Genomic DNA, 19664 nt, shown 5'->3' with positions numbered 1-19664 from the left:
CCCACACAACCGCCCTATTGTGAGGCCATCACGATAGGGAGAAAGCTATGTTGAAATCACCGTTATTCTGGAAAATCACCACGTTAATAGGCTGTATTGTGCTGTTATCTCTGCCTTTGATGATAGTCAGGGAGCTCATCAATGAGCGGGCTGATTATCGCAGCGAGGTTGTGGATGCCATTGAACAGAGCACCAGCGGCCCGCAAAAACTCGCCGGGCCGCTGATCGCTATTCCGGTAACCGAGACGCTGACCCGCAGGGAGAACCAAAAAGAGGTCGAATATCAGCGGAGCTGGGAGTACTACTGGCTGCCGGAGTCGCTGGCGGTCAGCGGCAAACAGACCGTGGAGTCGAGGAGGGTGGGCATCTACAGCGGGCAGGTCTGGCATAACGCCCTGCAGATCAAGGCCACCTTCGATCCGCTGCGTCTGGCGTCATTGCGAAAAACGAATATCTCCCTGGGCCAGCCGCGGCTGGTGGTGAGCGTCGGCGATGCCCGCGGCATTGGCGCCATCCATGCCCCGGAGGTTAACGGCAGCGTATTAAGCGTGGAGCCTGGGCTGGGGATCAGCGGCGATGGGGCGGGCATCCATATGCCGATGCCTGCGCTGGCGGAGGACAACAAGTCGCTTGAGATCGCTTTTTCGCTCGATCTGAACGGGACGGGCGCATTTTCACTGGCGCCACTCGGGCGCAACAGCGAGCTGCAGCTGACCAGTAACTGGCCGCATCCCGGCTTTCTCGGCAGCTTCCTGCCAACGAAACGCGAAGTGAATGCTGCCGGCTATCGCGCCCACTGGCAAAGCAGCTGGTTCGCCAACGATATGGGCAGCTATTTCAAGGATGATATGGAGATCCCGTGGTCGCGCCTGCCGGCGTTCAGTGCCGATGTCATGTCGCTTGCCGACCAGTACCAGCTAACCGACCGGGCGACAAAATATGCCATCCTGTTAATCGGGCTGACGTTTATGGCCTTTTTCGCTTTCGAAAGCCTGACCCATCGCCCCCTGCATCCGATGCAATATGTGCTGGTGGGCTTATCGCTGGTGCTGTTTTACCTGGTGCTGCTGGCGCTTTCGGAGCACATTGGCTTTACCGCCGCCTGGCTGGCCGCCAGCCTGTCCGGCGCGGTGATGAACGGGATCTACCTCCAGGCGGTGCTCAGGGGATGGCGTAACAGCCTGCTGTTTGTCGCGGCGCTGCTGCTGCTGGACGGGGTGATGTGGTTTCTGCTGCATTCCGAGGACAGCGCGCTGCTGTTGGGTACCGGGGTGCTGGTGCTGGCGCTAAGCAGCCTGATGTTTTTGACCCGGCGAGTGGACTGGTATGCGTTATCGTTACCGAAAGGCAGTGTGCCTCCGCCGTCGTCTGCCGATGACGACAAACTGCGCCTCTGGAAAGAGTGACGGCATAAAAAAACGGCGCCCTCGGGGCGCCGTTTTCACATCATGGCTGCGGAATAAATCGCATTATTCCTGCAGATCGCCACAGAAACGGTAACCTTCACCGTGAATGGTAGCGATGATTTCCGGGGTATCCGGAGTGGATTCGAAGTGTTTACGAATCCGACGAATGGTCACGTCAACGGTACGGTCATGCGGCTTCAGCTCGCGACCGGTCATTTTCTTCAGCAGCTCGGCACGAGACTGAATTTTGCCCGGGTTTTCGCAGAAGTGCAGCATCGCGCGGAATTCACTGCGCGGCAGCTTGTACTGTTCGCCGTTCGGGCTGACCAGGGAACGGCTGTTGATATCGAGTTCCCAGCCGTTGAACTTGTAGCTTTCCACGCTGCGACGCTCTTCGCTCACGGTACCGAGGTTCATGGTACGGGAGAGCAGGTTGCGCGCGCGGATAGTCAGTTCACGCGGGTTAAACGGTTTAGTGATATAGTCGTCAGCGCCGATTTCGAGGCCAAGGATCTTATCCACTTCGTTGTCGCGACCGGTTAAGAACATCAGCGCGACGTCAGCCTGCTCGCGCAGCTCGCGCGCCAGCAGAAGACCATTTTTACCCGGCAGGTTGATATCCATGATCACCAGGTTGATATCATTTTCAGACAGGATCTGATGCATTTCCGCGCCATCGGTCGCTTCGAATACATCGTAACCTTCTGCTTCGAAAATACTTTTTAACGTGTTGCGTGTTACCAACTCGTCTTCAACGATAAGAATGTGCGGGGTCTGCATGTTTGCTACCTAAATTGCCAACTAAATCGAAACAGGAAGTACCAAAGTCCCTGACCTGCCTGCTGCATGTCGCAAATTAACATGCGCGGCGTAACATGACTAAAGTACGTAATTGCGTTCTTGATGCACTTTCCATCAACGTCAACAACATCATTAGCTTGGTCGTGGGTACTTTCCCTCTGGACCCGACGGTGTCAAAAACGGCTGACATCCTAACCATTTTAACAGCAACATAACAGGCTAAGAGAGGCCGAACACCCAATAAAACTACGCTTCGTTGACATATATCAAGTTCAATTGTAGCACGTTAACAGTCTTGTGAAATCATTGCATCGTCATGCTCTTTATAGTCACAATCTTTACCCGGCTCAACTAGTTGCGTGGATAAATTAATAAATACAGTGAATCCAATGCCTGGAACGATGCGTCAGGTGAAATTTCATTGCCCATCATATGGATAAATGGGTTCTGTTAACATACTCCTTGTCATGGCCTCCTGAGAACAGTTTAGATTTTTTTATGGGTAAGAAAACGCAATTTTAGTGATTTTTGTTGCAAATTTGTAAATTTTCACCGCGTAAAATGGGGGGCTCCGCGCCTCGACAACGCCTGAGAGAGAGAAAAAAACCGCAATGCGTTTAACGATTATTTTAGTCGGTCCTGCCCGGGCCGAGAACGTCGGCGCCGCCGCCAGGGCGATGAAAACCATGGGATTTCACGATCTGCGGATCGTGGACAGTGAAGCCCATCTGGCGCCGGCGGCACGCTGGGTGGCGCACGGCTCAGGCGACATCCTCGATGGCATCACCACCTATTCCACCCTTGCCGAGGCGCTGCACGACGTCGATTTTACCGTCGCCACCACCGCCCGCAGTCGCGCGCGGTTTCACTATTACGCTACGCCGCAGCAGCTGTTGCCGCTGCTGGAGGAGAAGGCGAACTGGATGACCCATACCGCGCTGGTATTTGGCCGTGAAGACGCCGGATTGACCAATGAGGAGCTGGCCCTGGCCGATGTGCTGACCGGCGTGCCGATGGCCGCGGATTATCCTTCGCTAAACCTCGGTCAGTCGGTGATGGTCTACTGCTATCAATTAGCATCGCTTATGCAACAACCGGCGCCCGCCGCCGCCGCGGCAGACCATCATCAGCTGCAGGCGTTGCGCCTGCGCGCCCTGGCCTTGCTTTCGCGTCTGGGCGTGGAGGATGATGCCAAACTGGCCGACTGGCTGTCGCAACGAATGGGGCTGCTGCAGCAGCGCGACACGGCAATGTTGCATCGTTTGCTGCATGATATTGAAAAAAACCTTCCAGAATAAAGCTCTGTCATATATTTTAATTATGGTTGTATGTGCTGTTTTTGTGGGAGGTGTTCCGCCGATCTGGATGTTTTTCCTTGTCGGGGTGGCGCAATACGTAAGCTCGCTGAAATGAGGTTAATTGAGAAATTCATTGACTTAAGAGGGCAGATACTTTAACCAATATAGGCAGGACACACAGACAGATAAAAATACAGAGTACACAACATCCATGAATCGCATCGGCATGATTACCACCATTATCACCACCACCATTACCACAGGTAACGGTGCGGGCTGACGCGTACAGGAAACACAGAAAAAAGCCCGCACCTGAACAGTGCGGGCTTTTTTTTTGACAAGAGATCAAGGGGTAAGAACCATGCGAGTGTTGAAGTTCGGCGGTACATCAGTGGCAAATGCGGAACGGTTTCTGCGGGTTGCCGATATTCTGGAGAGTAATGCCAGGCAGGGGCAGGTAGCGACCGTCCTGTCTGCCCCGGCGAAGATCACCAACCATCTGGTAGCGATGATTGAAAAGACCATTGGCGGCCAGGATGCCCTCCCCAATATTGCCGACGCTGAACGCATTTTTACCGAACTTCTTCAGGGCCTTGCCGACGCCCAGCCCGCTTTCCCGCTCGCCCAGCTGAAAGCCTTTGTTGAGCAGGAGTTTGCTCAGATTAAGCATGTCCTGCACGGTATCAGCCTGCTGGGTCAGTGCCCGGACAGCGTCAATGCCGCGCTGATCTGCCGAGGCGAAAAGCTCTCCATCGCCATCATGGCGGGTCTGCTGGAAGCCCGTGGTCATAAAGTCAGTGTGATTAACCCGGTGGAAAAACTGCTCGCGGTGGGCCACTATCTGGAATCCACGGTCGATATCGCCGAATCCACCCGCCGCATCGCCGCCAGCCAGATCCCGGCAGACCATATGATCCTGATGGCCGGGTTTACCGCCGGCAATGAGAAGGGCGAGCTGGTGGTGCTGGGGCGCAACGGCTCCGACTATTCGGCTGCGGTACTGGCCGCCTGCCTGCGCGCCGACTGCTGCGAAATCTGGACCGATGTCGACGGCGTGTACACTTGCGACCCGCGCCAGGTGCCGGATGCGCGTCTGCTGAAATCGATGTCTTATCAGGAGGCGATGGAGCTCTCCTACTTTGGCGCGAAAGTGCTGCACCCGCGCACCATCGCCCCTATCGCCCAGTTCCAAATCCCATGTCTGATTAAAAATACCGGCAACCCGCAGGCGCCGGGAACGCTCATCGGCGCCAGCCGCGACGAGGACGATCTGCCGGTCAAAGGCATCTCTAACCTCAACAACATGGCGATGTTCAACGTCTCCGGGCCGGGGATGAAAGGCATGGTCGGCATGGCGGCCCGCGTCTTCGCCACCATGTCCCGCGCCGGCATCTCGGTCGTGCTGATCACCCAATCCTCTTCCGAGTACAGCATCAGTTTCTGCGTGCCGCAGAGCGACTGTGCGCGTGCTAAACGGGCGATGGAAGATGAGTTTTATCTCGAGCTGAAAGAGGGGCTGCTGGAGCCGCTGGCCATTATGGAGCGTCTGGCTATTATCTCGGTGGTGGGCGACGGAATGCGCACTCTGCGCGGTATCTCGGCAAAGTTTTTTGCCGCGCTGGCCCGCGCCAATATCAATATCGTGGCGATTGCCCAGGGTTCATCCGAGCGCTCCATTTCGGTGGTGGTCAGCAATGACGACGCCACCACCGGCGTGCGCGTGACCCATCAGATGCTGTTCAACACCGACCAGGTGATCGAAGTGTTCGTCATTGGCGTCGGCGGCGTCGGCGGCGCGCTGCTGGAGCAAATCAAACGCCAGCAGAGTTGGCTGAAGAGCAAACATATCGATCTGCGCGTTTGCGGCGTGGCCAACTCTCAGGCGCTGCTGACCAGCGTGCATGGTCTGAATCTGGAAAACTGGAGTGAGTCGCTGGCGGAGGCGAAAGAACCCTTTAATCTTGGCCGCCTGATCCGCCTGGTAAAAGAGTACCACCTGCTGAATCCGGTGATCGTCGACTGTACCTCCAGCCAGGCGGTCGCCGATCAGTACGCCGACTTCCTGCGCGAAGGTTTCCATGTGGTCACGCCGAATAAAAAGGCCAATACCTCTTCGCTGGATTACTATCATCAGCTGCGCCACGCCGCGAGCAGCTCGCGCCGCAAGTTCCTCTATGACACTAACGTTGGCGCTGGCCTGCCGGTGATTGAGAACCTGCAGAACCTGCTCAACGCCGGCGATGAACTGCGCCATTTCTCCGGGATCCTCTCCGGCTCACTGTCGTTTATTTTCGGCAAGCTGGATGAGGGCGTGAGTTTCTCGGCGGCGACGGCGATGGCCCGTGAGATGGGGTATACCGAGCCGGATCCGCGCGACGATTTATCCGGGGTGGATGTCGCGCGTAAGCTGCTGATTCTGGCCCGTGAGACCGGACGTGAACTGGAGCTGTCGGACATTATCGTCGAGTCGGCGCTGCCGGCGGACTTCGACGCCAGCGGTGATGTTGAGACCTTTATGGCCCGCCTGCCGTCGCTGGATGATGCGTTCGCCTCGCGGATCGCTAAGGCGCGCGATGAAGGTAAAGTCTTGCGCTATGTCGGTAATATCGAAGAGGATGGTACCTGCCGGGTGAAAATTGCCGCCGTTGACGGCAACGATCCGCTGTTCAAAGTCAAAAATGGCGAGAACGCGCTGGCCTTTTACAGCCACTATTATCAGCCATTGCCGCTGGTGCTGCGCGGCTATGGTGCCGGGAACGACGTCACGGCGGCCGGTGTTTTCGCCGACCTGCTGCGCACCCTTTCCTGGAAGTTAGGAGTTTAAGATGGTCAAAGTATATGCCCCGGCTTCCAGTGCCAATATGAGCGTCGGGTTTGATGTGTTGGGCGCGGCGGTCACGCCGGTCGATGGCACGCTGCTGGGCGACAACGTTACTGTCGAAGCGGCGGAGCAATTCAGCCTGCAGAATCTGGGACGCTTCGCCAGCAAACTGCCGACGGCGCCGCAGGAGAACATTGTTTACCAGTGCTGGGAAAGCTTTTGCCGGGAGATCGGTAAAACGGTGCCGGTGGCGATGACCCTGGAAAAAAACATGCCGATTGGCTCCGGGCTGGGCTCCAGCGCCTGCTCGGTGGTCGCCGCGCTGGTGGCGATGAACGAGTTTTGCGGTAAGCCGCTGAACGAGACGCGCATGCTGGCGCTGATGGGGGAGATGGAAGGGCGTATCTCCGGCAGCATTCACTACGACAACGTGGCGCCGTGCTATCTTGGCGGTATGCAGTTGATGATCGAAGAGAACGGGATTATCAGCCAGCAGGTGCCCGGGTTTGATGAGTGGCTGTGGGTGCTGGCCTATCCGGGGATTAAAGTATCCACCGCCGAAGCGCGGGCGATTCTGCCGGCGCAGTACCGCCGTCAGGATTGTATCGCCCATGGTCGCCACCTCGCGGGCTTTATTCACGCCTGCTACACCCGCCAGCCGCAGCTGGCGGCAAAATTGATGAAAGATGTGATTGCCGAACCGTACCGAACCAAACTGCTGCCGGGCTTTAGCGAAGCGCGTCAGGCGGCCATGGAGATGGGCGCCCAGGCTTGCGGCATCTCCGGCTCTGGCCCAACGCTGTTCGCGTTGTGCGATAAGCCGGACACCGCACAGCGCGTCGCCGACTGGCTTGGCGCGCACTATCTGCAGAATCAGGAAGGCTTTGTTCATATTTGCCGGCTGGACACGGCGGGCGCACGCGTAGTGGGATAACCAATGAAACTGTATAACTTAAAAGATCACAATGAGCAGGTCAGCTTTGCGCAGGCCGTTACCCAGGGACTTGGCAAGCATCAGGGCCTGTTCTTTCCGCACGATCTGCCGGAATTCAGCCTGACTGAAATCGACGACATGCTGGCGCAGGATTTTGTCACCCGCAGCGCCAAAATTTTATCCGCCTTTATCGGCGATGAGATCCCGCAGGATGTCCTGCAGCAGCGGGTCCGCGCGGCGTTTGCGTTTCCGGCGCCGGTGAGCAAGGTTCAGGAGGATGTCGGCTGTCTGGAGCTGTTCCATGGCCCCACGCTGGCGTTCAAGGATTTCGGCGGCCGCTTTATGGCGCAGATGCTGACCCACATCGCGGGCGATAAGCCGGTCACCATCCTCACGGCGACCTCTGGCGATACCGGGGCGGCGGTGGCGCATGCTTTCTACGGACTGCCGAACGTTAAGGTAGTGATCCTCTACCCGCGCGGCAAGATCAGCCCGCTGCAGGAGAAGCTGTTCTGTACTCTCGGCGGCAACATTGAAACCGTGGCGATTGACGGCGACTTCGACGCCTGCCAGGCGCTGGTGAAGCAGGCGTTTGACGATGAAGAACTGAAGGCGACGCTGGGGCTCAACTCGGCGAACTCCATTAACATCAGCCGCCTGCTGGCGCAGATCTGCTACTACTTCGAAGCGGCGGCGCAGCTGCCGCAGGAAGCCCGCAATCAGCTGGTGATTTCCGTGCCGAGCGGCAACTTCGGCGATCTGACCGCCGGTCTGCTGGCGAAGTCGCTGGGTCTGCCGATCAAACGCTTTATCGCCGCCACCAATGCCAACGACACCGTTCCGCGCTATCTGCAGGGCGGCGAGTGGGCGCCAAAAGCCACCCAGGCGACGCTGTCCAACGCCATGGACGTCAGCCAGCCGAACAACTGGCCGCGTGTCGAAGAGCTGTTCCGCCGTAAAATCTGGCGTCTCAGCGAGCTGGGCTATGCCGCGGTCGATGATGAGACCACCAAAGCGGCAATGCGCGAGCTGAAGGCCATCGGCTACATCTCTGAGCCGCACGCGGCGATTGCCTGGCGCGCGCTGCGCGATCAGCTGCAGCCGGGAGAGTACGGTCTGTTCCTCGGCACCGCCCATCCGGCGAAGTTCAAAGAGAGCGTGGAGGAGATCCTGCAGGAGACCCTGCCGCTGCCGAAAGAGCTGGCCGACCGCGCCGACCTGCCGCTGCTGTCTCACAACCTGCCGGCGGATTTCGCCGCGCTGCGTAAGCTGATGATGGGCTAAATCCTTACCGTCCCCCTGTTGCGTCGAACGCCGTAGGGGGACCGTTTACTTACTGCTCGTGGCGTTTAAACACCAGTTCGCCTTTCTCCGACGCCTCCGCATCAAAGAAATAGCCTTCGCTATTAAAGGATTTCAGCTGTTCCGGCTGGGTTAAGCGGTTTTCAATAATGTAGCGACTCATCAGGCCACGGGCCTTCTTGGCATAGAAGCTGATCACTTTGAATTTGCCGTTCTTCTCATCGAGGAATACCGGCTTGATCAGCTGGCCCTGCAATTTTTGCGTTTTCACCGATTTAAAATATTCATCGGAAGCCAGGTTGATGACGATATCGTCGCCCTGAGCCTGCAGCGCCTGATTCAGCTTCTCGGTAATGGTCTCGCCCCAGAACTGGTACAGATCTTTGCCGCGGGGGTTTTCCAGACGGATCCCCATCTCAAGGCGGTAGGGCTGCATCAGGTCCAGCGGACGCAGCACGCCATACAGGCCGGAGAGCATGCGCAGGTGTCGCTGGGCGAAGTCAAAGTCGTCCTCGGTGAGCGTCTCTGCCTGCAGGCCGGTGTAGACATCGCCCTTAAAGGCGAGGATCGCCTGGCGGGCATTTTGCGGCGTAAAGTCAGGGTGCCAGTCGTGGAAACGGGTGGCGTTCAGATCCGCCAGCTTGTCGCTGATGCTCATCAGCTTGCCGATTTGCGGCGCGGTCAGCTGACGGGCGATGCTGATAAGCTGTTGAGAATACTCGAGGAGTTCGGGCTGGGTATAGCGAGTCGTTGCCAGCGGGCTTTGATAATCGAGTGTTTTAGCAGGTGAAATCAGAATCAGCATATCCAGTCCTTGCAGGTAATTTCGACGAATTTTAACAAAAAAAGTGCATGGTGGGATCGATAGCTGCGATTGCCGCGCTATTCGCGCGGCAGTTCATTCCACGCGCCCGGGGCCAGCTGTTGGTGAATCTCAGGATAGCGCGACGCATCGAAAGTGGGCTGAATGCCCAGCTGGCGCTGACGCAGATAATCACTGGCGATAATCCGCACCGTCGGGGAGAGCAGCAGGATGGCCGTCAGGTTGGTCATCGCCATCAGCGCCATAATGATATCCGCGCTCTGCCAGACGACCGGCAGGCTAACCACGGTTCCCAGCAGCACCATCAGGACGGTAAGTATCCGCAGCGCCCAGATATAGCGCGGCTTATCCAGACGCAGAAAGACCAGATTATTTTCCGCGTACAGGTAGTTGGCGACGATAGAGCTAAAGGCGAACAGCAGCACGATGAAAGCGATAAAACCCGCCCCCCAGCCCCCGACCAGCATGCTCATCGCGTGCTGCAGGGCCTGGATGCCGTTGAGCGTATACTCATTGTCGGGGTGGGGCGCCAGCATGACGATAATCGCGCTGGCGGTACAGATGACGATGGTATCGATAAACACGCCAATCATCTGCACGATACCCTGCGCCGCCGGGTGCGGCGGCCAGGAGGCGGCGGCTGCGGCGGCGTTAGGCGAAGAGCCCATTCCTGCTTCATTGGAGAACATGCCGCGCTGAAAGCCGCTGGTCAGCGCCTGGCTGATGGTGTAGCCCACCGCGCCGGCGGCGGCTTCCTGCCAGCCGAAGGCGCAGCGAAAGATGGTGGCGAAAATCGTCGGCAGGGCGGTGATATGCCACAGGCCGATAAGCAGGCTGGTGGCGATCCACAGCAGCGCCATGATGGGGACGATCCACTGCATCAGGCGCGCCACGCCGCGTAAACCACGGCGGATGGCCAGCAGAACGACAACGGCCAGCACGCCGCCGCTGACTGCCGCCGGCAGATCGAACGCATAGCGCAGGGCATGGGCCACGGAGTTGGCCTGTACGGTATTGAAGATAAAGCCATAGGCCAGCAGCAGGAGGATCGAAAACAGAACGCCCATCCAGCGCATGCCGAGCCCGCGCGCCATATACCAGGCCGGACCGCCGCGAAACTGCCCGCGGCTATCGCGCTCTTTATACAGCTGGGCAAGGGAACATTCGGCGAAGCTGCTGGCCATGCCGAGCAGGGCGGAGACCCACATCCAGAATACGGCTCCGGGCCCGCCGGCGGCGATAGCCAGCGTGACGCCGGCAAGATTGCCGCTGCCGACTCGCGCAGCAAGGCTGGTACAGAGCGCCTGAAAGGAGGTTAAACCGCCCGGCTGTGGGTGCAGGCTTTTTTTCAGGCTGCGGCCAAATTTGCGCACGTAACGGAACTGAATACCCCGGGTTTGCCAGCTAAACCAGATACCGGCGCCCAGTAGCAGATAAATCATCACTGAGCCCCAGAGTATTTCATTGATAAATGAGAGAAAATCAGGCATTAAACATCCTCTTGTCCATGCCTGCACGCCAGTGTAAGCGTTACCAATTAAGTGACAATCCTTGCGCTTTCAGCAAATTAATCTGCATAGTTTATCACACTCTGCGCTCTTCTCTCGTCGGCGGTTGCGCTGACCCGGCAGCGTGTTATCATCTGGGCAGACCGGTTACATCCCCTTAACTGCTGTTTAAGAGAAATATATCATGACGGATAAATTAACTTCTCTGCGTCAGTACACCACTGTCGTCGCTGACACCGGAGATATTGCGGCAATGAAGCTGTATCAGCCTCAGGATGCCACCACCAACCCTTCCCTGATCCTCGGCGCGGCTCAGATCCCTGAGTACCGTAAGCTGATTGACGACGCTGTGGCCTGGGCTCGTAGCCAGAGCAGCGATCGCGCGCAGCAGATCCTCGATGCTTCCGACAAGCTGGCGGTGAACATCGGTCTCGAAATTCTGAAACTGATCCCGGGCCGTATCTCCACCGAAGTGGATGCGCGTCTCTCCTACGACACCGAAGCGTCTATCGCTAAAGCCAAGCGCATCATCAAGCTGTATAACGACGCGGGCATCAGCAACGATCGTATTCTGATTAAGCTGGCTTCCACCTGGCAGGGCATTCGCGCCGCTGAACAGCTGGAAAAAGAGGGCATCAACTGCAACCTGACGCTGCTGTTCTCCTTCGCTCAGGCTCGCGCTTGCGCCGAAGCGGGCGTCTTCCTGATTTCGCCGTTCGTTGGCCGTATCCTCGACTGGTACAAAGCCAACACCGATAAGAAAGAGTACGCGCCGGCAGAAGATCCGGGCGTGGTTTCCGTCAGCGAAATCTACGAGTACTACAAGCAGCACGGTTATGAAACCGTGGTGATGGGCGCCAGCTTCCGTAACGTTGGCGAAATTCTGGAACTGGCTGGCTGTGACCGCCTGACCATCGCCCCGGCGCTGCTGAAAGAGCTGTCCGAAAGCGAAGGCGCCGTTGAGCGTAAACTGGTGTATACCGGTGAAGTGAAAGCGCGTCCGGAGCGTATTACCGAATCTGAGTTCCTGTGGCAGCATAACCAGGATCCGATGGCGGTAGACAAACTGGCGGAAGGTATCCGTAAGTTTGCGATCGACCAGGAAAAACTGGAAAAAATGATCGGCGAACTGCTGTAATCCCGCAGGTGGCCGACGCCCGTCGGCCACATTACACTGTCTGTCCCGCCAGCAGCAGTGTATCATTTCGTTTAACGCCACAGTTTGAACGGAATAACCATGAATACCTTACGAATCGGCTTAGTTTCCATTTCCGATCGCGCCTCCAGCGGCGTCTATCAGGACAAAGGCATCCCGGCACTGGAAGAGTGGCTGGCGCGTGCCCTTACCACCCCTTTTGAACTGCAGACTCGCCTGATTCCGGATGAGCAGGTCATTATTGAGCAAACGCTGTGCGAACTGGTTGACGAGATGGGGTGCCATCTGGTGCTGACCACCGGCGGCACCGGCCCGGCGCGTCGCGATGTGACGCCCGACGCCACGCTGGCGGTTGCCGATCGCGAGATGCCGGGCTTTGGCGAGCAAATGCGCCAGGTTAGCCTACACTTTGTGCCGACGGCGATCCTTTCCCGGCAGGTCGGGGTGATCCGCAAGCAGGCGCTGATCCTCAATCTTCCCGGACAACCGAAAGCGATTCAGGAGACCCTGGAAGGGGTGAAAGATGCTGACGGCAACGTGCTGGTGCACGGTATTTTCGCAAGTGTACCTTATTGTGTACAGTTGCTGGAGGGGCCTTATGTGGAAACCGATGGCCGTGTGGTAGAAGCATTTCGTCCCAAAAGTGCCCGACGCGAAACTTTATCCTGAATTTGATGCATTTGTGACATAACATGCATCGCTGATGGTGTGCCGTTTTATTTACGATATAGTGCTGTTTACTTTACACACTATAAAATACGCTGCACGCCTCAGGATGAAATCGCGTTATGTCATATGCAAACCGACCGCTCAACCGCCAGGATTATAAAACGCTGACGCTGGCCGCCCTTGGCGGCGCGCTGGAGTTTTATGACTTTATCATCTTCGTTTTCTTCGCCGCCGTCGTCGGCGAGCTCTTCTTCCCCGCGGATATTCCGGAATGGCTTCGCCAGGTACAGACCTTTGGCATTTTCGCCGCCGGTTACCTGGCGCGTCCGCTGGGGGGGATCATCATGGCCCATTTTGGCGATCTGGTTGGCCGCAAGAAAATGTTTACCCTCAGCATCCTGCTGATGGCGCTGCCGACCCTGGCGATTGGTCTGTTGCCGACCTACAGCTCGGTGGGCATCGTCGCGCCGCTGCTGTTGCTGTTGATGCGTATTCTGCAGGGGGCGGCGATCGGCGGCGAGGTGCCTGGCGCCTGGGTGTTTGTCGCCGAGCATGTTCCGGAAAAACGCATTGGTATCGCCTGCGGCACGCTGACGGCCGGCCTGACCGTAGGCATCCTGCTGGGATCGGTGGTAGCGACGCTTATCAACACCAGCCTGACGCCGCAGGGGATCCACGACGGCGGCTGGCGGATCCCCTTCCTGCTGGGAGGCGTATTTGGTCTGGTGGCGATGTATCTGCGCCGCTGGCTGCAGGAGACGCCGATTTTTCTTGAGATGCAGCAGCGCAAAGCGCTGGCGCAGGAGCTGCCGGTAAAAGCGGTCGTCCTCAAGCACCAGAAGGCGGTGGCGGTCTCTATGCTGCTGACCTGGCTGCTGTCGGCAGGCGTGGTGGTGGTGATCCTGATGTCGCCGGTCTGGCTGCAGAAACACTATGGCTTCGCCCCGGCGATAACCCTGCAGGCCAACAGCATCGCCACGATTATGTTGTGCATCGGCTGTCTGCTCGCCGGGCTGGCGGCGGACCGCTTCGGCGCCAGCCGCACCTTTATCGTCGGCAGCCTGCTGCTGGCGGTTGCCAGCTGGGCGTTTTACCACCTGTCTGGCGCCAGCCCGCAGCGGCTGTTTCTGCTCTACGGCACGGTGGGACTCTGTGTGGGCGTGGTGGGGGCGGTGCCTTATGTTATGGTGCGGGCCTTCCCGGCGGAAGTGCGCTTCACCGGCATCTCCTTTTCCTACAATCTGTCGTACGCGATTTTTGGCGGCCTGACGCCAATTGCCGTCACGATGCTGATGGGGGTGTCGCCGATGGCCCCGGCCTGGTATGTGCTGGCCTTGTCGCTGATGGGGCTGGGATTAGGTATCTGGCTGCGTCAGGGGCTGACGGCGGCGAGGTTGCCGGAAGGGGAGCTGCAGCGCTAAGCAGGTTTGCCGATGATGACCAGCCGCCGCCCTGTTACAGGGCGGCGGCGGAAGATTAACGCGGTTCGCCGATCGGCAGCACGGTGCGGCCGAACTGCTCGTTCAGCACTTCGCCCATCGCCAGGTAAATGGCGCTGGCGCCGCAAACCAGGCCGATCCAGCCGGCAACTTTCACGATGCCTTCGTTATCCAGCAGATGACCAATCGCCAGCAGCGCAAACAGCACCGTCAGGCTCAGGAACACGAACTGCAGCATGCGTACGGCTTTCAGCGTACCGAAGAACATGAACAACGTAAAAATACCCCACAGGCCGAGATACATGCCGAGGAAGTGCGCGTTCGGCGCATCAGCCAGGCCCATTTTCGGCATCAGGAGAATAGCAACCAGCGTCAGCCAGAAGCTGCCGTAGGAGGTAAAAGCGGTCAAGCCAAAGGTGTTGCCTTTTTTGTATTCCAGCAGGCCGGCAAAAATTTGCGCAATGCCGCCGTAAAAAATGCCCATCGCCAGGATAGCTACATCGAATGCGAACAGGCCGCTATTCGCCAGGTTAAGCAGAATAGTGGTCATGCCGAAGCCCATAAGGCCCAGCGGTGCCGGATTAGCCAACTTAGTGTTGCCCATAATTCCTCAAAATTATCATTAAAAGGGAAGCATTACCCCGCGACTTGGCGGCGGGGCGCGGCATAATAATGAGGCGCGGAAAGGCTGTCTATGATCTGGCGGGGTATTTTTCACCAATTTCAGTTGCGCCCGACGACGAGTGGAGCATTTGTCGTAAACAGGCAATATGCAGAACCGCGGGGATGGTGACCCGATAAGCGCTGCCGCTTACCGCTTTCACGCTGTTCAGCGCGGCGCCAAGCGGCCCCCCCAGCCCGGCGCCGCGTACCAGGCCATGGCCGATGACGCTCACGGCGGCGTGCGTGCGCAGAATGGCGGTTAACCGCTCATCGAGTAGCAGGGCAACGCCTTCACTCAGCTTGCGGCGCCTCAACAGATGGGGCAGCAGGCTTTCCAGCTCATGACTCCGGCACTCCACCGCGGCGAGAAACTGCGTTTTTTGTTCCTCATCCAGCTTATTCCAGCTGTGCTGCAGAAAATGCGTCAACAACTGTTGCTCGATCTGCGGCGTCGTCATCTGTTTATCGACCTTCGCCTTTAGCCTTTTACACACATCCAGCAGGATGGCGCGATAAAATTTGCCATGGCGGCGCAGCGTATTGGCGATGCTGTCGCCGCCGAAATGCTGTAGCTCGCCGGCGATCAACTGCCAGTTGCGGCGATAGCGCTCCGGGTGGCCCTCCATAGACAGAAAGGTCTCGTTGCGCAGCAGCGTACTGGAGAGACGGGGTTTGCCATTTTCCCCGTGGGTCAGAATACGGGTAAACGCTTCCAGATGCGCCTCGCTGCACTCAGGCAGAAAGGCGAGATCGTCATCATCCAGATAGTTAATATGCATAACGTTTTCTCTCGGGCAGGGGACGACGTTAGTCGTCGCCGATAATTTTCAGTGAGGCCATATCTGAGGAGTTGACCGTGTGGCCGGAGAAGGCGATTTTTTTCACACAGCGCTTGTTGTCGTTATCGCTGTTGAGGGAGATCCAGCCGGTGGTGTGGCCCTCTTTGATCCCGGCGGGCACGTTCAGGGTGTGGCTGGCGCCGTGGCTGGCCTTAAAGTAGACCGTTGCTCCGGAGAGCTGAATATCGCCGCGTTCGGCGCTGAGCTGAAGACGTTTGACCACCCGGCAGACGGGGAGCTTCAGCGTCAGATCGTTGGTCTCATTGCGCGGCATGGCTATCACGCCGAGGATCTTATGGTCGTTGGCGGCCGCCGAGGTAATAACTGACACGCTAAGGATAAGCCCCGCTGAAAGCCGGAATAGTGATTTCATTAATCTGTCCCCTGAATAAGTAAAGTGCGAGGGCGGGGATCTTATCACTGCGAAAACGGGGCTTTTAGCGCACAAGTATTGCGTTTTATGTCAATGATATTATGAATATATTCGGTTTTTTTATTCGTTACTTGTATGGGTGTTTCGCCATCTTTTTTGCCGCCCGGCAACATCGTTTGCTAAGCCATCGACGGCAGCGGGCGAGGGCGTCGGCTGGCCTCCGACAAAAAATTTTTCTGCTTGCCCCTTGATGCCGGGGTGGGCGACCCCATCTTGTAGTCAACCGCAGTGAAGAACCTGAAAAAAAATGATGTCTGGGCAGTTGAAACCGCACGTTTCGCCCTTATTACAGGTTCACAACCACATGTTGATCGAATTTTTAGTGGAGACGTTTAGATGGGTAAAATTATTGGTATCGACCTGGGTACTACCAACTCTTGTGTAGCGATTATGGATGGCACTACTGCACGCGTGCTGGAGAACGCCGAAGGCGATCGCACCACGCCTTCTATCATTGCCTATACCCAGGATGGTGAAACTCTGGTTGGTCAGCCGGCTAAACGTCAGGCAGTGACAAACCCGCAAAACACCCTGTTTGCGATTAAACGCCTGATTGGCCGCCGCTTCCAGGACGAAGAAGTTCAGCGTGACGTTTCTATCATGCCATACAAAATTGTTGCCGCAGACAATGGCGACGCATGGCTGGATGTGAAGGGCACCAAAACTGCACCGCCGCAGATCTCTGCTGAAGTGCTGAAAAAAATGAAGAAAACGGCTGAAGATTACCTGGGTGAACCGGTAACTGAAGCGGTTATCACCGTACCGGCTTACTTCAACGATGCGCAGCGTCAGGCAACTAAAGATGCTGGCCGTATCGCCGGTCTGGAAGTCAAACGTATCATCAACGAACCGACCGCGGCCGCGCTGGCGTACGGTCTGGATAAAGAAGTGGGCAACCGCACGATCGCGGTTTACGACCTCGGTGGTGGTACTTTCGATATCTCTATTATCGAAATCGACGAAGTTGATGGCGAAAAAACCTTCGAAGTACTGGCGACCAACGGTGATACCCACCTGGGCGGCGAAGACTTCGATACCCGTCTGATCAACTACCTCGTTGATGAATTTAAGAAAGATCAGGGCATTGACCTGCGCAACGACCCGCTGGCGATGCAGCGCCTGAAAGAAGCCGCTGAGAAAGCGAAGATTGAACTGTCTTCTGCTCAGCAGACCGACGTTAACCTGCCGTACATCACGGCAGACGCGACCGGTCCGAAACACATGAACATCAAAGTGACGCGTGCGAAACTGGAAAGCCTGGTAGAAGACCTGGTTAACCGTTCCATCGAGCCGCTGAAAGTAGCCCTGCAGGATGCCGGTCTGTCCGTTTCCGATATCAACGACGTCATCCTCGTTGGTGGTCAGACTCGTATGCCGATGGTGCAGAAGAAAGTGGCCGAGTTCTTTGGTAAAGAACCGCGTAAAGACGTTAACCCGGACGAAGCCGTGGCGATCGGCGCTGCCGTTCAGGGCGGTGTACTGACCGGTGATGTGAAAGACGTTCTGCTGCTCGACGTGACCCCGCTGTCGCTGGGTATCGAAACCATGGGCGGCGTGATGACTGCGCTGATCAGCAAAAACACCACTATCCCGACCAAGCACAGCCAGGTGTTCTCTACCGCTGAAGACAACCAGTCCGCGGTTACCATCCATGTGCTGCAGGGTGAGCGTAAACGCGCGTCTGATAACAAATCTCTGGGTCAGTTCAACCTGGATGGTATTAACCCGGCGCCGCGTGGCATGCCGCAGATCGAAGTGACCTTTGACATCGATGCTGACGGTATCCTGCACGTCTCCGCGAAAGACAAAAACAGCGGTAAAGAGCAGAAGATCACCATCAAAGCGTCTTCCGGTCTGAATGAAGAAGAAATTCAGAAAATGGTTCGCGAAGCGGAAGCTAACGCCGAATCTGACCGTAAGTTCGAAGAGCTGGTACAGACCCGTAACCAGGGCGACCATCTGCTGCACAGCACTCGCAAGCAGGTTGAAGAAGCAGGCGATAAACTGCCGGCTGACGACAAAACTGCCATCGAGTCTGCGCTGACCGCGCTGGAAACTTCGCTGAAAGGTGAAGACAAAGCGGACATCGAAGCGAAAATGCAGGCGCTGGCGCAGGTTTCCCAGAAGCTGATGGAAATCGCCCAGCAGCAGCATGCGCAGCAGCAGGCGGGTTCCGCTGACGCTCAGGCGAGCAACGCGAAAGACGACGATGTTGTCGACGCTGAGTTCGAAGAAGTGAAAGATAAAAAATAATCGCCCTTTGAACGGGTAAAACACTGGCACGGGCGAAGAGGTTTCCTCTCCGCCCGTGCACGCATGTTAAGGGGCTGAAAAACACCGATGGCAAAGCAAGATTACTACGAGATTTTAGGCGTCTCCAAAACAGCGGAAGAGCGTGAAATCAAAAAGGCTTATAAGCGCCTGGCCATGAAGTATCACCCGGACCGCAACCAGGGTGATAAAGAGGCCGAAGCCAAATTTAAAGAAATCAAAGAAGCGTATGAAATCCTGACTGATGCCCAGAAGCGTGCGGCCTACGATCAGTACGGCCATGCGGCCTTTGAGCAGGGCGGCATGGGCGGCGGCGGCGGTTTTGGCGGCGGTGCGGACTTCAGCGATATCTTTGGCGATGTTTTCGGCGATATCTTTGGCGGCGGACGTGGCCGGCAGCGCGCGGCGCGTGGCGCCGATCTCCGTTACAACATGGAGCTGACGCTGGAAGAAGCGGTTCGTGGCGTCACCAAAGAGATCCGTATTCCGACGCTGGAAGAGTGCGACGTCTGCCACGGCAGCGGCGCCAAAGCAGGCAGCAAACCGCAGACCTGTCCGACCTGTCATGGCGCGGGCCAGGTACAGATGCGTCAGGGTTTCTTTGCAGTACAGCAGACCTGTCCGCACTGTCAGGGACGCGGTACGCTGATTAAAGATCCGTGCAATAAATGTCATGGTCACGGCCGCGTTGAGAAGACCAAAACCCTGTCGGTTAAAATCCCGGCGGGCGTGGATACCGGCGACCGGATCCGTCTGGCGGGCGAAGGCGAAGCCGGCGAGCATGGCGCACCGGCAGGGGATCTGTACGTTCAGGTTCAGGTGAAGCAGCACGCTATCTTTGAGCGTGAAGGTAATAACCTGTACTGCGAAGTGCCGATCAACTTCACCATGGCTGCGCTGGGCGGTGAGATTGAGGTCCCGACGCTCGACGGTCGCGTCAACCTGAAAATTCCGGGTGAAACCCAGACCGGCAAGCTGTTTCGGATGCGTGGGAAAGGCGTGAAATCCGTTCGCGGCGGCGCGCAGGGCGATCTGCTGTGCCGGGTGGTGGTGGAGACGCCGGTGGGGCTGAACGAGAAGCAGAAGCAGCTGCTGAAGGAGCTGCAGGAAAGCTTCGGCGGCCCGACCGGGGAAAACAACAGCCCGCGTTCGAAAAGCTTCTTTGACGGTGTGAAGAAGTTTTTTGATGATTTGACTCGTTAATCATTTCCGTCATTGCTGATAAAATGCCTGAGATTGAGAAATCTCAGGCTTTTTTATTTCTTCTTGATGCACCCATTAATTTAACTCTTTGATTCAGA

At 57.1% G+C, this 19664-nt stretch carries 18 protein-coding genes and 1 other annotated feature; of the genes, 12 read left to right on the top strand and 6 right to left on the bottom strand.

Annotated features, from left to right (window positions below):
* Positions 1-47: 47 nt before the first annotated feature.
* Positions 48-1406: a cell envelope integrity protein CreD gene (gene creD / locus ABLV52_RS12390; RefSeq protein WP_348890444.1), complete on the top strand. Its 1359-nt coding sequence runs from the start codon at positions 48-50 to the stop codon at positions 1404-1406.
* A 63-nt stretch (positions 1407-1469) separates the two neighbouring features.
* Here creD and arcA read toward each other — a convergent pair whose 3' ends face one another.
* On the bottom strand, positions 1470-2186 hold the full coding sequence (arcA, locus tag ABLV52_RS12385; protein ID WP_002887843.1) for a two-component system response regulator ArcA: 717 nt from the start codon (positions 2184-2186) through the stop codon (positions 1470-1472).
* Between the two features lie 95 nt (positions 2187-2281).
* Here arcA and yjjY point away from each other — a divergent pair, with 95 nt between their 5' ends.
* The 6 genes from yjjY to thrC all read left to right on the top strand — a co-directional run bounded on the left by yjjY (position 2282) and on the right by thrC (position 8544).
* Positions 2282-2422, top strand: coding sequence for a protein YjjY (gene yjjY / locus ABLV52_RS12380; protein WP_004146984.1), 141 nt, complete (start codon positions 2282-2284; stop codon positions 2420-2422).
* A 396-nt stretch (positions 2423-2818) separates the two neighbouring features.
* The gene (locus ABLV52_RS12375; protein WP_348890443.1) at positions 2819-3505 is read left to right on the top strand and encodes a tRNA/rRNA methyltransferase; all 687 of its coding nucleotides are present in this window, start codon (positions 2819-2821) and stop codon (positions 3503-3505) included.
* Between the two features lie 211 nt (positions 3506-3716).
* Positions 3717-3785, top strand: a complete 69-nt coding sequence (thrL, locus tag ABLV52_RS12370) for a thr operon leader peptide (protein ID WP_004222578.1) — start codon at positions 3717-3719, stop codon at positions 3783-3785.
* Positions 3724-3841 (top strand) — a sequence feature (Thr leader region). (Overlaps the previous gene by 62 nt.)
* A gap of 25 nt (positions 3842-3866) precedes the next feature.
* A complete protein-coding gene (gene thrA / locus ABLV52_RS12365) occupies positions 3867-6329 on the top strand; it encodes a bifunctional aspartate kinase/homoserine dehydrogenase I (RefSeq protein WP_023291908.1) in 2463 nt (820 codons plus the stop codon).
* A 1-nt stretch (position 6330) separates the two neighbouring features.
* Entirely contained in the window at positions 6331-7260 is a 930-nt protein-coding gene (thrB, locus tag ABLV52_RS12360; protein WP_002887853.1) for a homoserine kinase, read from the top strand.
* Between the two features lie 3 nt (positions 7261-7263).
* Positions 7264-8544: a threonine synthase gene (gene thrC / locus ABLV52_RS12355; RefSeq protein WP_002887863.1), complete on the top strand. Its 1281-nt coding sequence runs from the start codon at positions 7264-7266 to the stop codon at positions 8542-8544.
* A gap of 49 nt (positions 8545-8593) precedes the next feature.
* Here thrC and yaaA read toward each other — a convergent pair whose 3' ends face one another.
* Both yaaA and ABLV52_RS12345 read right to left on the bottom strand, forming a co-directional pair.
* The gene (yaaA, locus tag ABLV52_RS12350) at positions 8594-9367 is read right to left on the bottom strand and encodes a peroxide stress protein YaaA (protein WP_032452393.1); all 774 of its coding nucleotides are present in this window, start codon (positions 9365-9367) and stop codon (positions 8594-8596) included.
* 77 nt (positions 9368-9444) lie between these two features.
* The gene (locus ABLV52_RS12345; protein ID WP_085551417.1) at positions 9445-10875 is read right to left on the bottom strand and encodes a sodium:alanine symporter family protein; all 1431 of its coding nucleotides are present in this window, start codon (positions 10873-10875) and stop codon (positions 9445-9447) included.
* A 202-nt stretch (positions 10876-11077) separates the two neighbouring features.
* Between ABLV52_RS12345 and tal the strand changes: the two genes are divergently transcribed.
* From tal to ABLV52_RS12330, 3 genes are all read left to right on the top strand, one after another.
* Positions 11078-12031, top strand: coding sequence for a transaldolase (tal, locus tag ABLV52_RS12340; RefSeq protein WP_004204228.1), 954 nt, complete (start codon positions 11078-11080; stop codon positions 12029-12031).
* Positions 12032-12130: 99 nt separating this feature from the next.
* The gene (gene mog / locus ABLV52_RS12335; RefSeq protein ID WP_023291912.1) at positions 12131-12718 is read left to right on the top strand and encodes a molybdopterin adenylyltransferase; all 588 of its coding nucleotides are present in this window, start codon (positions 12131-12133) and stop codon (positions 12716-12718) included.
* Between the two features lie 119 nt (positions 12719-12837).
* Positions 12838-14139, top strand: a complete 1302-nt coding sequence (locus ABLV52_RS12330; RefSeq protein ID WP_023291913.1) for an MFS transporter — start codon at positions 12838-12840, stop codon at positions 14137-14139.
* A 55-nt stretch (positions 14140-14194) separates the two neighbouring features.
* Here ABLV52_RS12330 and satP read toward each other — a convergent pair whose 3' ends face one another.
* From satP to ABLV52_RS12315, 3 genes are all read right to left on the bottom strand, one after another.
* Positions 14195-14761: an acetate uptake transporter gene (satP, locus tag ABLV52_RS12325; RefSeq protein WP_348890442.1), complete on the bottom strand. Its 567-nt coding sequence runs from the start codon at positions 14759-14761 to the stop codon at positions 14195-14197.
* An 88-nt stretch (positions 14762-14849) separates the two neighbouring features.
* Positions 14850-15599: an acidic protein MsyB gene (msyB, locus tag ABLV52_RS12320; RefSeq protein ID WP_032452396.1), complete on the bottom strand. Its 750-nt coding sequence runs from the start codon at positions 15597-15599 to the stop codon at positions 14850-14852.
* 28 nt (positions 15600-15627) lie between these two features.
* The gene (locus ABLV52_RS12315) at positions 15628-16032 is read right to left on the bottom strand and encodes a DUF2541 family protein (RefSeq protein ID WP_171879320.1); all 405 of its coding nucleotides are present in this window, start codon (positions 16030-16032) and stop codon (positions 15628-15630) included.
* Between the two features lie 396 nt (positions 16033-16428).
* Between ABLV52_RS12315 and dnaK the strand changes: the two genes are divergently transcribed.
* Both dnaK and dnaJ read left to right on the top strand, forming a co-directional pair.
* Complete coding sequence (dnaK, locus tag ABLV52_RS12310; protein WP_023291917.1) at positions 16429-18345, top strand: molecular chaperone DnaK; 1917 nt, start codon at positions 16429-16431, stop codon at positions 18343-18345.
* 87 nt (positions 18346-18432) lie between these two features.
* Positions 18433-19566, top strand: coding sequence for a molecular chaperone DnaJ (gene dnaJ / locus ABLV52_RS12305; RefSeq protein ID WP_002887955.1), 1134 nt, complete (start codon positions 18433-18435; stop codon positions 19564-19566).
* Positions 19567-19664 lie beyond the last annotated feature (98 nt).

It is taken from the genome of Klebsiella sp. GB_Kp056 (assembly GCF_040064755.1).
Taxonomy (GTDB): domain Bacteria; phylum Pseudomonadota; class Gammaproteobacteria; order Enterobacterales; family Enterobacteriaceae; genus Klebsiella; species Klebsiella quasipneumoniae.
The sequence above is the reverse complement of the archived record's forward strand: the minus strand, read 5'-3'. Positions and strand labels throughout refer to the sequence as shown.

Bases quoted from the DNA above. Each gene is read 5' to 3' on its own strand.
- ABLV52_RS12330 (WP_023291913.1), top strand. From the start codon at position 12,838: ATGTCATATGCAAACCGACCGCTCAACCGCCAGGATTATAAAACGCTG.
- thrA (WP_023291908.1), top strand. From the start codon at position 3,867: ATGCGAGTGTTGAAGTTCGGCGGTACATCAGTGGCAAATGCGGAACGG.
- arcA (WP_002887843.1), bottom strand. From the start codon at position 2,186: ATGCAGACCCCGCACATTCTTATCGTTGAAGACGAGTTGGTAACACGC.
- creD (WP_348890444.1), top strand. From the start codon at position 48: ATGTTGAAATCACCGTTATTCTGGAAAATCACCACGTTAATAGGCTGT.
- yjjY (WP_004146984.1), top strand. From the start codon at position 2,282: ATGACTAAAGTACGTAATTGCGTTCTTGATGCACTTTCCATCAACGTC.
- thrC (WP_002887863.1), top strand. From the start codon at position 7,264: ATGAAACTGTATAACTTAAAAGATCACAATGAGCAGGTCAGCTTTGCG.
- yaaA (WP_032452393.1), bottom strand. From the start codon at position 9,367: ATGCTGATTCTGATTTCACCTGCTAAAACACTCGATTATCAAAGCCCG.
- tal (WP_004204228.1), top strand. From the start codon at position 11,078: ATGACGGATAAATTAACTTCTCTGCGTCAGTACACCACTGTCGTCGCT.
- satP (WP_348890442.1), bottom strand. From the start codon at position 14,761: ATGGGCAACACTAAGTTGGCTAATCCGGCACCGCTGGGCCTTATGGGC.
- ABLV52_RS12345 (WP_085551417.1), bottom strand. From the start codon at position 10,875: ATGCCTGATTTTCTCTCATTTATCAATGAAATACTCTGGGGCTCAGTG.
- mog (WP_023291912.1), top strand. From the start codon at position 12,131: ATGAATACCTTACGAATCGGCTTAGTTTCCATTTCCGATCGCGCCTCC.
- ABLV52_RS12315 (WP_171879320.1), bottom strand. From the start codon at position 16,032: ATGAAATCACTATTCCGGCTTTCAGCGGGGCTTATCCTTAGCGTGTCA.
- ABLV52_RS12375 (WP_348890443.1), top strand. From the start codon at position 2,819: ATGCGTTTAACGATTATTTTAGTCGGTCCTGCCCGGGCCGAGAACGTC.
- dnaJ (WP_002887955.1), top strand. From the start codon at position 18,433: ATGGCAAAGCAAGATTACTACGAGATTTTAGGCGTCTCCAAAACAGCG.
- msyB (WP_032452396.1), bottom strand. From the start codon at position 15,599: ATGCATATTAACTATCTGGATGATGACGATCTCGCCTTTCTGCCTGAG.
- dnaK (WP_023291917.1), top strand. From the start codon at position 16,429: ATGGGTAAAATTATTGGTATCGACCTGGGTACTACCAACTCTTGTGTA.
- thrB (WP_002887853.1), top strand. From the start codon at position 6,331: ATGGTCAAAGTATATGCCCCGGCTTCCAGTGCCAATATGAGCGTCGGG.